Origin of the sequence: Desertimonas flava (genome assembly GCF_003426815.1) — a bacterium.
GTDB classification, from domain to species: Bacteria; Actinomycetota; Acidimicrobiia; order Acidimicrobiales; family Ilumatobacteraceae; genus Desertimonas; species Desertimonas flava.
The window spans coordinates 238,107-251,816 of record NZ_QKYK01000005.1; the positions used below are offsets into that span (position 1 = coordinate 238,107).

11 protein-coding genes are annotated in these 13,710 nt (G+C 70.3%); 6 read left to right on the forward strand and 5 right to left on the reverse strand.

What is annotated here, in order from left to right; all coding sequences use genetic code 11:
• The first annotated feature begins 195 nt into the window (after window positions 1-195).
• Window positions 196-600 carry a hypothetical protein gene (locus DN771_RS08990; protein ID WP_116997024.1) on the forward strand — a complete coding sequence of 135 codons (405 nt, stop codon included), beginning with the start codon at window positions 196-198 and terminating at the stop codon, window positions 598-600.
• A gap of 98 nt (window positions 601-698) precedes the next feature.
• On the forward strand, window positions 699-1,322 hold the full coding sequence (locus tag DN771_RS08995) for a maltokinase N-terminal cap-like domain-containing protein (RefSeq protein WP_162941729.1): 624 nt from the start codon (window positions 699-701) through the stop codon (window positions 1,320-1,322).
• An 18-nt stretch (window positions 1,323-1,340) separates the two neighbouring features.
• Here DN771_RS08995 and DN771_RS09000 read toward each other — a convergent pair whose 3' ends face one another.
• Window positions 1,341-3,479: a copper-translocating P-type ATPase gene (locus DN771_RS09000; protein WP_116997026.1), complete on the reverse strand. Its 2,139-nt coding sequence runs from the start codon at window positions 3,477-3,479 to the stop codon at window positions 1,341-1,343.
• Window positions 3,480-3,719: 240 nt separating this feature from the next.
• On the opposite strand from DN771_RS09000, the gene DN771_RS09005 reads away from it, so the two are divergent.
• Window positions 3,720-4,790 carry an ATP-binding protein gene (locus tag DN771_RS09005; protein ID WP_116997027.1) on the forward strand — a complete coding sequence of 357 codons (1,071 nt, stop codon included), beginning with the start codon at window positions 3,720-3,722 and terminating at the stop codon, window positions 4,788-4,790.
• 75 nt (window positions 4,791-4,865) lie between these two features.
• Here the strand turns inward: DN771_RS09005 and DN771_RS09010 are convergent, their stop codons facing one another.
• Entirely contained in the window at window positions 4,866-5,258 is a 393-nt protein-coding gene (locus tag DN771_RS09010; protein WP_116997028.1) for a VOC family protein, read from the reverse strand.
• Between the two features lie 141 nt (window positions 5,259-5,399).
• Here DN771_RS09010 and DN771_RS09015 point away from each other — a divergent pair, with 141 nt between their 5' ends.
• From DN771_RS09015 to DN771_RS09025, 3 genes are all read left to right on the forward strand, one after another.
• Window positions 5,400-6,245 (forward strand): universal stress protein, encoded by an 846-nt coding sequence (locus DN771_RS09015; protein WP_162941730.1) that lies wholly within the window; start codon window positions 5,400-5,402, stop codon window positions 6,243-6,245.
• 36 nt (window positions 6,246-6,281) lie between these two features.
• Window positions 6,282-7,712 (forward strand): DUF4389 domain-containing protein, encoded by a 1,431-nt coding sequence (locus tag DN771_RS09020; RefSeq protein WP_116997030.1) that lies wholly within the window; start codon window positions 6,282-6,284, stop codon window positions 7,710-7,712.
• A 250-nt stretch (window positions 7,713-7,962) separates the two neighbouring features.
• Window positions 7,963-8,685, forward strand: a complete 723-nt coding sequence (locus DN771_RS09025) for a hypothetical protein (RefSeq protein ID WP_116997031.1) — start codon at window positions 7,963-7,965, stop codon at window positions 8,683-8,685.
• Window positions 8,686-8,858: 173 nt separating this feature from the next.
• On the opposite strand, the gene DN771_RS09030 is transcribed toward DN771_RS09025, so the two are convergent.
• The 3 genes from DN771_RS09030 to DN771_RS09040 all read right to left on the reverse strand — a co-directional run bounded on the left by DN771_RS09030 (window position 8,859) and on the right by DN771_RS09040 (window position 13,463).
• A complete protein-coding gene (locus DN771_RS09030; RefSeq protein WP_116997032.1) occupies window positions 8,859-10,076 on the reverse strand; it encodes an NAD(P)/FAD-dependent oxidoreductase in 1,218 nt (405 codons plus the stop codon).
• Window positions 10,077-10,221: 145 nt separating this feature from the next.
• A complete protein-coding gene (locus DN771_RS09035) occupies window positions 10,222-11,574 on the reverse strand; it encodes a hypothetical protein (protein ID WP_116997033.1) in 1,353 nt (450 codons plus the stop codon).
• A 185-nt stretch (window positions 11,575-11,759) separates the two neighbouring features.
• Entirely contained in the window at window positions 11,760-13,463 is a 1,704-nt protein-coding gene (locus tag DN771_RS09040; RefSeq protein ID WP_116997034.1) for a class I adenylate-forming enzyme family protein, read from the reverse strand.
• Window positions 13,464-13,710 lie beyond the last annotated feature (247 nt).

A 13,710-nucleotide genomic window follows, 5' to 3' on the forward strand; every position in this document is an offset into this window, starting at 1 on the left:
GCGGACGACCGGTGCCCCCGGCACGGACCTGTGCGACCTCTCCTCCGAGCGGTCTACACTCCTGTCACCGACGTCCCCCGAACGTACAACGGCCGTGTCCACGCGGCTGCAGCTACTCGGGAGGCTCCCGTGCCCCAGCGCAACCACCGTCCGACTCGCCGCGCCCGGCGCAGACGATCCGATGACCTTCCTTCCGTGTCAGACGTCGGCGAGGCGGCCATGTTCGCACTCGAAGCCCGCGACGCGTTGGGGGCGACCGATGAGGCGGTCGTTCTCGTCGATGCACGCGGCCGGGTCGTGCGGATCATGATCGACGCCCTGATCCCCGGCTCGGCCTGCATGTGGCGACCGCGTCGGCCTGTGCCCGAGCGAGGCGACGAGGCGATCCTGCACGTGATCATCCGGCCGCACGTCGCGGAGGCCGCGCCGTGCGCCGACGATGTCGAGGGATATCACACGCTGAAGGCGGCCTACGAGCGTCTCGGTCGCACGATGCTCGACCTCATGCTGACCGACGGCGAGCGCGTGCAGAGCCTGGCGCTCGCCCTCGAGCCGACCACTGCGTGGGGTGGCGCCGCTGCGGACCCCGACAACGCGTGAGAGCCCTCGTTCGGCTGGTGCGAGCGCCCCGACCGTCGGTCTCGTACGTCGGCCGAACCGGCGTGAAGGCGTCAGCGGGCGAGCCGTACAGTCGGGCCATGGCGATCCTCCACAACGCGACCATCACTCCCACCAAGCTCGAGGTCATTGCCGCATGGGCGCCGACCCAGCCGTGGGGGCCGCCGGCCGGCGAGGAGGTGAAGGTCGTCGGCGCCTTTCGCTTCGACGATCCCGACGGCAAGGTCGGCATGGAGACCCACCTCGTCTCGGCGGGTGGCACGGTGTACGCCGTGCCGCTGACCTACCGCGAGGCGCCGCTCGAGGGTGCCGACGACGCGCTGGCGTCGCAGATGGAGCACTCGGTCCTCGGCACCCGCTGGATCTATGACGGCCTGCGCGACCCGCTGTTCGTCACGATGCTCGCCGCCGTCTCGATGACCGGCCAGGGCGAGGCCCTCGGCCTCGCCGTCTACGAGGGACGCTGGTATGTGGCGCCGTCGACCGTGCGCATCAGCGGCGGTGGCTGGGGCCGGGAGCGAGTGCCGGTCGACGCCTTCGAACTCGAGCGCGACGACGAGAGTGGCGCGACGCTGCGCAACGATCGCTTCCAGCTCGACGTGTTCCGCCGCCCCGTGCCGGGTCCCAAGCCGCCGATCGGGCTGCGGGCCTCATGGGACGGCCAGGACGATCCGGTGGTGCTGACGGCGTTCTCCGAGCGATAGGGACCTGCAGCCGGTTCGTCAACGCCCCTCGTCGGCCCCGATCCGGACGCGTCGCAGCAGCTGGGCGTTCAAGGCCACCACGATCGTCGACCCGCTCATCAACAGCGCGCCGACGGCCGGGGCCAGGGTGATCCCGGCGAAGGCGAGGGCACCGGCGGCGAGTGGGATGGCGATCACGTTGTAACCGGCGGCCCACGTGAGGTTCTGCAGCATCTTGCGATAGGCGGCCTTGGACAGCCGGATGACGCCCGAGACCGTCCGCGGGTCCGACGACGCCAGCACGACCCCGGCCGACTCGATTGCCACGTCGGTGCCGGCGCCGATGGCGAGCCCGACGTCGGCCCCGGCGAGGGCGGGGGCGTCGTTGACGCCGTCGCCGACCATCGCCACGCGCAGCCGGCGCTGCTGGAGCTCGGTGACGGCGGCGGCCTTGTCCTCGGGCAGCACCTCGGCGAAGACCTCGTCGATGCCGATCTGGGCGGCGACCGACTCGGCGACCTGACGGGCGTCGCCGGTGATCATCACCACGTGGTCGACGCCCATCCGGTGCAGCTCGGCGACGGCGGCGGCGGCCTCCGGGCGCACCTCGTCCTCGAGGGCGAAGGCGGCGACGATGCGGTCGCTCTCCACGAGATACAGCACGGCGGCGCCCCGGCCCGTCCACCCCTCGACGTCGGCGGCCAGCCCGTCGGGCACCGTCAGGTCCTGTTCACGGAGCAGCGACGGGCCACCGACGGCGTACGCGGTGCCGTCGACGACGGCCCGCACGCCGCGACCGGTGAGCGACTGGAACTCGCGAGCCGTCGGCACCTCGACGCCCTGCCCGTTGGCATGGCCGACGATCGCCCGGGCCAGCGGGTGTTCGCTGTCGGCTTCGATCGCCGCCGCTATGGCCACGGCTCGGGCATCGTCGCCGTCGACAGCGGCGACACCGGTGACGGCGTGATTGCCCTTCGTGAGCGTGCCGGTCTTGTCGAACAGCACGGCGTCCACCGTCCGCATGCGCTCGAGTGCGAGGCGGTCCTTGACCAGGATGCCGTTCTTGGCGGCGATCGCCGTCGACAGGGCGATGACCAACGGGATCGCCAATCCGAGGGCGTGGGGGCAGGCGATCACCAAGACGGTCACCGTCGCCTCGATCGCCCGCTCGACGTCGCCGAGCGCGGTCCAGGTGACGAACGTGATGACCGCCGCCGCCGCAGCGACGTAGAACAGCACGGCGGCGAAGCGGTCGGCCAGCACCTGAGCCCGGCTGCTCGACGCCTGGGCGTCGGCGACCAGCCGCTGGATGCCGGCGAGCGCCGTGTCGGCCCCGACGGCGTCGATCTCGACGCGGATCGCCGAGTCCGTCGACACGGTTCCGGCCACCACGCGGTCGCCGGGCCCCTTAGCGACGGGGCGTGATTCACCGGTCACCATCGACTCGTCGAGCTCGGCCTCGCCCTCGACGATGCGCCCGTCGCCCGGGACGCGGGCGCCGGAACGGACCAGTACCCGGTCGCCCGCCCGAAGTTCGTCGAGTCCGACCTTCTCGACCGAACCGTCCTCCGTGATCCGTTCGGCGTCGTCGGGCAACAGCGCGGCGAGGGCGTCGAGGGCACCTCTCGCCTGACCGATCGCCTTCATCTCCTGCCAGTGCCCGAGCAGCATGATCGTGATCAGCGCGGCGAGCTCCCACCAGAACTCCATGTCGAACCAGTCGAGCGTCGTCGCCATCGACGCCGTCCACGCGACGGTGATCGCCATGGCGATCAGCAGCATCATTCCCGGTTGCCGGTCACGCACCTCGGCGACCGCACCGGTGAGGAACGGCCGTCCGCCCCAGACGAACAGGATCGTGCCGAGCACGGGACCGACCCAGCCGACACCGTCGATCTCGTAGTCGAACCAGTCCATGACCATCTCGCTCGACACGACGATCGGGATCGTCAACAGCAGCGACCACCAGAACAACCGGCGGAACATCGCCGGGTCGTGCCCGGCGTGCTTGTCGTGGCCGGCATGGCCGCCGTGAGCCGCGTGTGCCGGATCGGCGAGCTCGTGATGGGCGGTCGGGGTCTCGTGAGCGTCGTGGTCACCGTGACCGACACCGTGATCGACACCGTGATCGACACCGTGGTTCACGTGGCCCGCGCCATGACCGGCATGTGGCTCCATCGGGCGTGTCCGAGTCGTCATTTCGTTCCTCCTGCCTCACTCGATACCCTAGGGGGGTACCCCACCGCGTGCAACCCTTTTCTCTCGGGTGGGGCCGTCGGCCGAGGCCATGACACCCCTTCTGTACCGTCGGACGCGGGCGAGGTAGTCCGCCGGGCCGCGCAGAGAGCGACTGTCAATGAAGAGCTGTCATGGAGAGCTGTTATAGGTGATTGTTATAGTTGTGAGGTATATTTCGACGTGATCGAGAACCCGTTCCGACCGGGATTCGGGCGGCATCCGAGCCTGGTGATCGGCCGGGACGCGCTGCTCGAGTCATTCGACCGCTTCTTCGCCGCCGGCAGCGGCAAGCAGTGGGCCACGCACCTCGAGGCTCATCGCGGCACGGGCAAGACCGTCCTGCTCGACGCCATCCAAGACCGCGCCGCACAAGCCGGCTGGGTGATCGTCCAGGAGGACGCCGGATCCGCGAGCACCGGCCTCATCCGTCGGCTCACCGACCGGGTGCTGGCCCTCCGCGACGACGTGCGACCGCGCCCCAAACGGCGCCTCACCGGCGCCGGCGTTTCGGTGCTCGGCTCGGGCGCGAGCATCCAGCTCGACGCCGATCGTCCGGCGGCGTCGACGTTGCGCGGCGCCCTCGACTCGCTGCTCGACCTCGAGGTCAACGGTCTGCTCCTCACCATCGACGAGATCCACGACGCGTCATCGAGCGAGCTCAAGGAGGTGGGCAACGCCGCCCAGCACATGCTGCGCAACGGCCGGCGGTTCGCGATCGTCCTCGCCGGATTGCCCACCGGCGGAGATCGTGGTCCGACGTTCCTCGCCCGCTGCGACCATCCGGCGATCGGCGCGATCGATGACGACGACGTGCGCGCCGGGCTCGCCGCCACCGCGGCCCTCGGAGGCATCACCATCGACGACCGGGCGATGCTGCAGCTCGTCGCGGCGTGCGCGGGCAACCCGTACATGCTGCAGCTGGTCGGCTACCACGCCGTCGAACGGACCCGGTGCAGGTCCGTCCGCCTCGCCGACGCAGTGGCGGCGGTCGCCGAGGCGACCGGCGAGATCGTCGACGCGATCACCGGTCGCGTCGTCGACGAGTTGGCGCCCCGTGAACGGGACTTCTTGATCGCCATGACCCGTTCGGGCAATCCGGCCCGCATGTCCGACGTCCGCGAGACCCTCGGCGTCTCCAGCCAGTACGCCAACGTGTATCGCACGCGGTTGATCAAGCAGGGCCTGATCCGACCCGCCGGCCATGGACTCGTCGAGTTCGGTCTCCCGGGCATCGGCGAACTACTCGCTTGAGCCGACATCCGGTACCGCCCGAGTCCCGTCACGGATGTCCGGCCACAGCGGACACTCGGAGACACGGCTGTCGGGTCAGTCCGGCACGCCCATGTCCCACCTGCTGAGACAGAACGGATACCCGACGGGATCGAGCATCACGATGCAGTGATCGTCGTTGGGTTGGAATTCCGCCCGGGTGGCACCGCACCGGCTGGCGTGGTCGACGGCGGTCTCTAGGTCGCTGACGTGGAAGTCGAGATGCATGCGGACCGGCTGCTCCTCGCCGGGCCACGTGGGCGGGGTGTACGTGGCGACCGTCTGGACGTCGATCCGACCATTGGGGCCGGTGACCACGGCCCAGTAGTCGTCGGCGAAGGTGACGACCCCGCCGGTCAGCGCGGCGTAGAACTTCGCCAGCGCGCGGGCGTCCGGGGCGTGGACGGTTGGTGCCGTCAGCCGCGGGTACGCGGCCGCCTCATCGCTCATGCGTCAGTGACGCCGCTGCCGGCGGCAACTCATCGCGTTCAGCGCACCCGCCATCGCGCGATGACCTTCGGCCCTGGTCGCAGCACCGGAGGCGGCCGACACTGGAGCCAAGAGGCGATTCGGACCCATCAGGAGGACGTCATGTTCAATCGCATCATCGTTCCCGTCGACGGCAGCCACGCATCGTGGCGCGCCACCTCGGTGGGCGACCGGCTGGCCGTGACCTGCGAGGCCGACCTCGAGCTGGTGTACGTCGAGTCGAGGCTGGGCGATCCCGTCAAGGACTGGATCGATGGCCAGATGGAGGACACCACCTGGACCGGATCGCCGCCGACGCTGACGGTGCTCGACGGCCCGCAGGGCGCCGCCCAGGCGATCGCCGACCACTTCACGTCGGTCAACGGCGCCATGTTGGTGATCGCGAGCAACGGTCGAGGCCGATCGGAGGTGGTCCTCGGCAGCGTGATGGCCGACGTGCTCTCGTTGACCGCCGGCCCGCTGATCGTCGTCGGACCGAACGTCGATGTGACCGCCGAACCCAAGGGCGAGCTGCTCGTCTCCGTCGACGGCTCGGACCTCTCGGAGACGGCACTCGGTCTCGCCGGCGCGTGGGGCATCGGGCTGCACTTGAGGCCGTGGGTGGTGTCGGTCGCCGAGCCGGGACCGGTGGTGGCCGGGGATGCGTCCGAGAGCGGCTACGTCGCCCGAGCGGCCCACCAGCTGTCGGCTCGGACGGGGCGTGACACCGAGTTCGAGGTGCTGCACGACGACCATCCGGCGCGGGCGATCACCCAGTTCGCCGAGAGCCTCGACGCCGGGCTGATCGTCATGGCCACCCACGGTCGAGGCGGACTGGCTCGCCTGCGGCTCGGCAGCGTTGCCGCCGACGTCGTGCGCCACGCTCGCTGCCCCGTCGTGTTGATGCGGCCGCCGGAGCTACTGTTCGAGCACGGTGGGGCAACGACCACCGACACCGTCGACGCGTGAGCGCGCTCGGAGGTCGGACATCGAGAAGGAGCGGCCATGAGAGCCGGTCGGATCGTGATGATGATCGTCGGCAGCGTGCTGGCTCTGGCCGGCTTCGCCATGGTGGTCGGTGGCGGGGCGGCGATCGTCGGCTACGCCACGCAGCGTGATGACGGGTTCTTCACCACCGGCGACCTCCGTCTCGCCTCACCCACCTATGCCATCACGTCGGATCACATCGACCTCGACAGCGACCCGGGGCCGGGTGACTGGCTGATCGACCGCGGCGCCCTCGGGACCGTTCGTCTCGAGGTCGACGCAGCGGCCGCGGCCGAGCCGGCCGAGGTGTTCGTCGGGATCGGGCCGAGCGACGACGTCGACGCCTATCTCGACGGCGTTGGCCACGACCGCGTCCGCGACGTCGACTTGTCGCCCGACCGCGTCACCTATCGGCGATCACCGGGCGAGCGCACTCCGACGCCTCCCGGCGACGAGACGTTCTGGGTGGCGTCGGTGACGACCGACGCCACCGACGCCCTCGAGTGGGAGGTCGAATCCGGCGACTGGACGATCGTGGTGATGAACGCCGACGCCAGTCGCGGCGTGGACGTCGACACCGACGTCGGCATCCAGCTCGACTGGTTCCTCCCGGCGGCGATCGGCCTCCTCGTCGGCGGCCTGGCCCTGCTGGCCGGCGGGACCGCGCTGATCGTCGCCGGCAGCCGCGGTGTGAGCCGCGCCACCGAGGAGCCGGTGACTGCCTTCGCACCGCCGGTGGGGCCGCGGACCGGCGACGAGCAGCCCGCCCGGCCGGCCTACCCGCTGCAGCTCACCGGCCATCTCGACGCCGAGCTGAGCCGCGGCCTGTGGCTCGTCAAGTGGCTGCTGGCGATCCCGCATTACATCGTGCTCGTGTTCTTGTGGATCGCTTTCGTCGTCAGCACGATCATCGTGTTCTTCGCCGTCCTGTTCACCGGGCGCTACCCCCGGGCGTTGTTCGACTTCAACGTCGGCGTGCTGCGCTGGAGCTGGCGCGTCGGGTTCTACTCGTTCAGCGCGCTGGGCACCGATCGCTACCCGCCGTTCAGCCTGCAGCCGGCCGACTACCCCGCCGAACTGACCGTCACCTATCCCGCGCAGTTGTCACGCGGTCTCGTGCTGGTGAAGTGGTGGCTCCTCGCCCTGCCCCATTACGTCGTGATCGGGTTGTTCGGCACGGGCTGGTGGCTCGGCTGGGGCGACACCGAGCGGGGCGAGTGGGCCCGCAACGGGGGGTTCGGGTTGCTCGGCGTGCTGGTCGTCATCGCCGGGGTCGTGCTGCTCGTGCGCGGCCGCTACCCGCGCGGGATCTTCGATCTGGTGATGGGTCTCAACCGTTGGACGTATCGCGTGGCCGCCTACGCCGCCTTGATGACCGACGAGTACCCGCCGTTCCGGCTCGATCAAGGCGGCGCCGACGCCGCCGGGCCCGCGGCGCCGCGTCTCTGACACTCCACGCCGCGCCTCTAACACTCCACGCCGCGCCTCTGACACTCCACGCCGTGATGACGGCGCCGCACACGCCCTCGAGCGCCCCGTTCGACGTCCCGGCGACCCTGGGACCGACGTCCGAGCGACGTCGGGACCGATGGCGAAGAGGCCGGGCCCTTCGTCCCTATCTCATGAGCTGAGAACTGGCTTCGATGGTGAACAAGAGGTTCGTGAGCGACACGGACCAGATCGAAGGGATCGGTGTGAGATGAACAAGCGTTTGCAGCTGGTAGGTGTCTTCCTCGGAGTTGCCGGCCTCGGGTTCGGCATCGCCGGCGCAGTGGCCTACGCCAAGGTCCAGGACGGCTACGACTCCTTGCAGGCGTTCAGCGAGCAGCAGAACGTCACGCTCAGCTACAACGAGGACGGCCAGCTGACGGACCGTGGAGAGACCGCCGGGGCCGAGGCGATCATGTCACTGCTCGAGGACGACTGGAAGTACCCGGTCGTCGAGAGTGATCTCGACCCGAACGACCCGCTGGTGAACACGGCGACCGAGTACATGTACCAGATGGCGACCATCAGCTATCACGTGCTGCACGGGACCCAGGAGGTCGTGCTCGACGAAGACGTCACCACCGACAGCGGCGAGGTCTTCCCGGCCGGCACCTACGAGTTCGACGTCGACGGTCGCTACTGGACCGACTTCGACCGGGCGAACCCGATCGAGGCGGCCGCTCGGGAGCAGGCGTGGACCGGCACGGTGCACGGTCTGGTCGGCGAGCTCGGAGTCGGCACGGTGACCCACAGCACGCTGCAGATGGGCCTGGCGCTGGCGGCCCTGTTCGCCGGACTGGGTCTGGTGCTGATCGCCACAGGCGCCGGGTTGGTGTGGGTGAGCCGCTCGAAGGGCGTGGTGATCCCCGACACGATCCCCGAGGGGTTCGTGACCGAGCGCATCGACGAGAAGCCGGCAACGGCCAAGCTCTGACGCCGATCCCGTCGAGACCCGGAGCGGGTCCCTCCTCGGAGGGACCCGCTCCGTCGCGTCCGGGGCTCGATCGGGTGGTGCTTGCCCGCAGCCTCGCTTCTGGGCGCGTGGACAGGCGGGGCACCGGGGGCCGGCGGCGAGGCGGGCCACCGCCGGCGCTCCCGGGGCGCGGCTCAGTGCGCCGCCCCCGCCGCCTCCATGATCCGGCCGACGTTGGCGGGGTCGAAGAATTCGGGGATCGGCAGGGTGCCGGCCTGCACGCTGGCGAAGTCGTCCATCGCCGATTGGCTCCGGGCCACGGCGCCGAGCAGCTGGGCCAGCTCGGGCGGGGGCGGGGCGAGCTGGGCGAAGTCGAAGGTCATCTCGTACATCGCCGCCACCCGATCGTCGCGTGCCTGCTGGTATCCCGCCATCGCCTCGTCGAAGGCGCTGTGCCCGCCGAACGTGGCGTCGAGCGCGTCGGCGAGGAGTTCGGCGTCCAAGAAGGCGTCGGTGATGCCCTGGGCGGTGATCGGGTGCAGGTGGTAGCCGGCGTCTCCCACCAGCGCCCAACCCGGGCCGAACGGCCGCCGGAAGTACCCACTGAGTCCGGCCGCCGTGCGGAAGCGCTCCTCGCGTTTGCCGGACCGGACCTGCTCGCCCAAGTCCGGGGCCGCGCCCAGCGCCTGCTCCAACGCGCCGTCAGGGTCGTGCCGGGCAACGGCGAAGGCGTCGGGCTGGAGCCCGAGGATGACGAGCGTCAGGTCGTCGTGGGTGGGGAACGCCGCCATGCCGAACCCGTCACGGACCACCACGTCGAAGCCGGCGCTGCCCACGCCACTCCAGTAGGAGTACATCGCCGGGCCGACCGCCGGTTTCGTGCGGTACTCCTCCGGGGTCACCGCCTTGGCCACCATCGAGTTCCGACCGTCGGCGCCGATCACCATCGTGGCGCGCTCGGTGACCGTCTGTCCCCCGGCGTCGTGTCCGCGCACGCCGACCACCGTGCCGCTCTCAACGAGGATCTCGTCCACCGAGAAGCCCTCACGCACGTCGACGCCGGCGTCGGCCGCCGCGTGCACGAGCATCGTGTCGAGGATCGTCCGGCGCGGGCAGTAGGCGACGTCCACGCCGTCGATCGCCTGCGGCTGCCCGCTGATCGTGAACGGCCCGAAGTCGAAGCGATAGGTGCGGATCGGCGGGCAGCCCGTTGCGGCGAGCTGCCCGTCGAGCCCCCAGCGGGCCAGCGCGGCCATCCCGGGTGCGTGGATCACGTGCGTGGACACGGTGTCGCTCGGGAACGTCGCCCGATCGACCAGCAGTACCCGGTGACCCTTGCGGGCGAGCAACATGGCCGTCGGCGAACCCCCGCAACGCGCCCCCACCACGATGGCGTCATAGACCTGTGACATCACGTCCTCCCCTCTCTGGGAGAACTGTCCCCGCCGGCGAACCCGCGTTACACCGCCGACCCCCACCCATCCGAGTGTTGAAGCGCGCCCGAGTGTTGGGCGCCCCCCGGTGGGACGTTCAACACTCGGATGGGCGATGGGTCGGTCAGCCGGCCGGCACGTACGACACCTCGACCGTCACGTCGGCGGTGAGGTACACCGCGGGCCCGACCGGCTCGCCGTGGAACGTCGACAGCGGGAACGTGAACTGGTGCCCGGTCCACGACGTGACGTCGTCGGGGTAGCCGTCGAGCTGGATGTCGTTGGCGATCGTGCCCCACCACACCGCCGAGTCGTGATCGGCTTCCGACCCGTTGGCGGCATCCACCCCCAGCGGGACCGCTTGGTCGAGATCGAAGACGCCGCCCCCGTCACCGCAGCCGTCCACGCAGACGTAGCGCCCCACGTAGGCGACCTCGATCACGGAGTCGGCCACCGGTCCGGTCTCCAGCGTCAGTCCGAGCGCGGATGCCGTCGCCAGCACGCTCTCGCTGGATGCAGTCTCCCCGGTCGCGCCCGCCCGGTGCTCTCCGTCGAGGAAGGCATCGGCGGCGAGCTGCCAGGTGTGGTCGCCGAACGGATCGAAGGCCGGGTCGTTGCCGAACCAGAACACGGTCGGGGTGAACGTGATCTCGGCCGATCGGGTGAGCGTGGTGAACGTACCCGACGCGACCGCCATGTTGCCCTGAGCGTCGTGGGCGCGGGCGATCGCGTCGTACGTGGTGCCGGGCTCGAGGTGGGCCCACGTCGCGCCGAAGACGAGCGCGCTCGGTGGCCCGAACTTCAGACCGACACCGACGATCTCGATCTGGATGAACGCCGGCACCGAGGTCGTCACCTCGAGATGGACACCGACCCCGACCGCGTGGGCGAGCCCGGCGGTGATGCAGTTGACGGCACAGCCCTCGTTCGACAGCAAGCCGCCGATCTGACCGTCGCCGGCCGCGCCGGCGGTGGCGAGGCCGTCGAGGTCGACACCCTGCGCGACGAGGAGATCACGCACCGCGGGCGACCAGTCGTGGGGATCGGTCGACCACTGGCCGACCGACACCGGCTCGTCGGGGCCCACCGGCACCGTGGCGCTGGTGGCGAGTCGTCCCGGCTCGCCGGGCGGCACGGTCGCGGTGACGGCGACGTCCGCCTCGGCGGTGGCCGCAGTCGTCGGGGTCGTCGGCGGCCCCACCGTCGGCGGCCCACCTGTGGTGGGCGGGGGTGGCTGGGTCGTGGTGACCGCGGCGACGTCGCCGGGCAACGTCGCCGGCGTCGTGATGGTCGTTGAGCTCGTCGTCACGGCGGCCACGTCACCAGGCGTGGTGGTGGTGACGCCGACGGTGGTCGTCGTCGCCGACGGGTCGGCGAGGTCACCGGCGCCGACACCGACGGCGGGCAATGCCGCGCCGCCCGCCACCAAGACGATGACGACGGCGAGGCGTCGAGCTCGTGTGGGACATCCGTGCATCGGCCCCTCCTTCAGTCGAGGATCGGTAACGGGGGGCGACCCGACGGTACCGGTGACCCTGCGGCGGAGGCCCCGATTAACCGCCGTGCAGCCCTCACCCATCCGAGTGTTGAACCGCGCCCGAGTGTCGGGCGCCCCCCAGTGGGACGTTCAACACTCGGATGGGTGCTGCGCGGGACGGGGAGCTACTTGGCGACGAGCTCGTCGCGCAGGTCGCGCTTCAAGATCTTGCCCGTGGCGTTGCGCGGCAGCGGCTTGTCACGGAACACGACGGTGCTCGGCACCTTGAAGCGGGCCAGGCGCTCGGCGGCGAACCGTTGCAGGTCGACGGCGTCGATGTCGCTGCCCGCACGACGTTCGACGACGGCGACCACCTCCTCGCCGAGGCTCTGGTCGGGCAGGCCGATGACGGCGACGTCGGCCACGTCGGGGTGCAGGAACAGCGCCGCTTCCACCTCGGCGCAGTAGACGTTCTCACCGCCGCGGATCACCACGTCCTTCAGGCGGTCGACGACATACACGAAGCCGTCGTCGCCGACGTAGCCGAGGTCGCCGGTGTGGAACCAGCCGTCGGTGAACGACGCCGCCGTCGCCGCCTCGTTGTTCCAGTAGCCGCTCACCACGTTGGGGCCGTGCACCCAGATCTCGCCGATCTCGCCGTTCGGCTGGTCCTCGCCGTCGTCGGGCCGCACGATGCGGATGTCGGCGCCGGGCACCGGCCGGCCGACGCTGTCGGGGTGGGCGAAGTAGTCGCCGCCGGCGTTCGTCACCACGCCCGACGTCGTCTCGGTGAGACCGTAGGCGTTGGCCGGCGCGACCTTGGCGTCGAACTGCGATTCGGTGCGGGTGATCAGATCGGGTGGCACCGGAGCGCCGCCCGACGCGATGCCGCCGAGCACGTCGGGTGACAGCTCGTGCACGCGCGCCGAGTCGAGGATCTGGCGGTACAGCATCGGCACGACGGCCATCGACGTCACGTGCTCGGCGACCAGCGCGTCGATCGCCTTGTCGAGGTCCCACTTGTACAGCGTCACCAGCCTCATCCCCGTCGCCGGCGCCAGGTTCAGCGCGCTCATCCCACCGATGTGGAAGAACGGGAACATCGAGAAGAACGCCTGCTGGCGGGGCGGTGCGTCGCCGGCCGCGGGGGTGACGCCGGCGGCGATGGCGCCCGCCGCGCCGCTGAGGATGGAGTTGAAGATGTTGGTGATGTGGTTGCGGTGCGACTGCATCGCCCCCTTCGGGAACCCGGTGGTGCCCGACGTGTACATGATCGACGCCAGATCGTCGGGCGCGATCGACACGTCGGGCAGCGACGTCTCGGCCGGGAACGTCGCACACAGCGTCTCCCATGTGGTCACCGAGTCGGGCAGGCCGGCGCGGGACCGGCAGACGATCGTGGCGATCACGTCGGGGAGCTCGTCGAGGTGCGGCGCCAGCCGCTGGTAACGCTCGTCGTCGAGGAAGAGCACCTTGGCGCCCGAGTCCTGCAGGGCGTAGACCATCTCCGGTCCGGTCCACCAGGCGTTGAGCGGCACCGACACCGCGCCCATGGCCATTGCGCTCCAGAAGCCGACGGCGAACTCGGGGTAGTTGCGCATCCCCACGGCCACCCGATCGCCGGCCTCGACGCCGATCGAGGCCAGGTACCCGGCCAGCCCGGCACAGAGATTCAGGTGCTCGGCGTACGTGAGACGCTCGCCCTCGAACACGATGTAGTCGGTGTCACCGTGGGCAGCCGTGCCGCGCAACACGTCGGCCATCGTCGCCGGGGCATGCTCGTAGACGCGCCACCTTCCGCCGGGACGGTTCGGCTCGTCGATCTCCGTGAGTGCGAAGGGCTGACCGGGTGAAGTCAGCAAGGCGATGGCTTCGGCCCGCGTCGGCATGGTTCGATCAGCTCCCTCGTCCCCCGGATGTGGCGGCGGCTGCGACACCGCCCGTCGAGTCGAACGTAGCAACCGGCGCCGGAACCGGTCGGACCGAGCGCCCGACCGACCGGCCCGTCGATCGCCGGGCGGTAACAGATGGTGCCTGCCTGGATTCCAGTGGTCACTGCAACACGTGGTTGTCGAGGATCATGGTAGGGGTCTTCCAGCCGTGGCGTTTGCGGGGTCGGCGGTTGAGCTTGGCGGC

Bases quoted from the DNA above. Each gene is read 5' to 3' on its own strand.
- DN771_RS08995 (WP_162941729.1), top strand. From the start codon at position 699: ATGGCGATCCTCCACAACGCGACCATCACTCCCACCAAGCTCGAGGTC.
- DN771_RS09000 (WP_116997026.1), bottom strand. From the start codon at position 3,479: ATGGAGCCACATGCCGGTCATGGCGCGGGCCACGTGAACCACGGTGTC.
- DN771_RS09010 (WP_116997028.1), bottom strand. From the start codon at position 5,258: ATGAGCGATGAGGCGGCCGCGTACCCGCGGCTGACGGCACCAACCGTC.
- DN771_RS09015 (WP_162941730.1), top strand. From the start codon at position 5,400: ATGTTCAATCGCATCATCGTTCCCGTCGACGGCAGCCACGCATCGTGG.
- DN771_RS09020 (WP_116997030.1), top strand. From the start codon at position 6,282: ATGAGAGCCGGTCGGATCGTGATGATGATCGTCGGCAGCGTGCTGGCT.
- DN771_RS09025 (WP_116997031.1), top strand. From the start codon at position 7,963: ATGAACAAGCGTTTGCAGCTGGTAGGTGTCTTCCTCGGAGTTGCCGGC.
- DN771_RS09030 (WP_116997032.1), bottom strand. From the start codon at position 10,076: ATGTCACAGGTCTATGACGCCATCGTGGTGGGGGCGCGTTGCGGGGGT.
- DN771_RS09035 (WP_116997033.1), bottom strand. From the start codon at position 11,574: ATGCACGGATGTCCCACACGAGCTCGACGCCTCGCCGTCGTCATCGTC.
- DN771_RS09040 (WP_116997034.1), bottom strand. From the start codon at position 13,463: ATGCCGACGCGGGCCGAAGCCATCGCCTTGCTGACTTCACCCGGTCAG.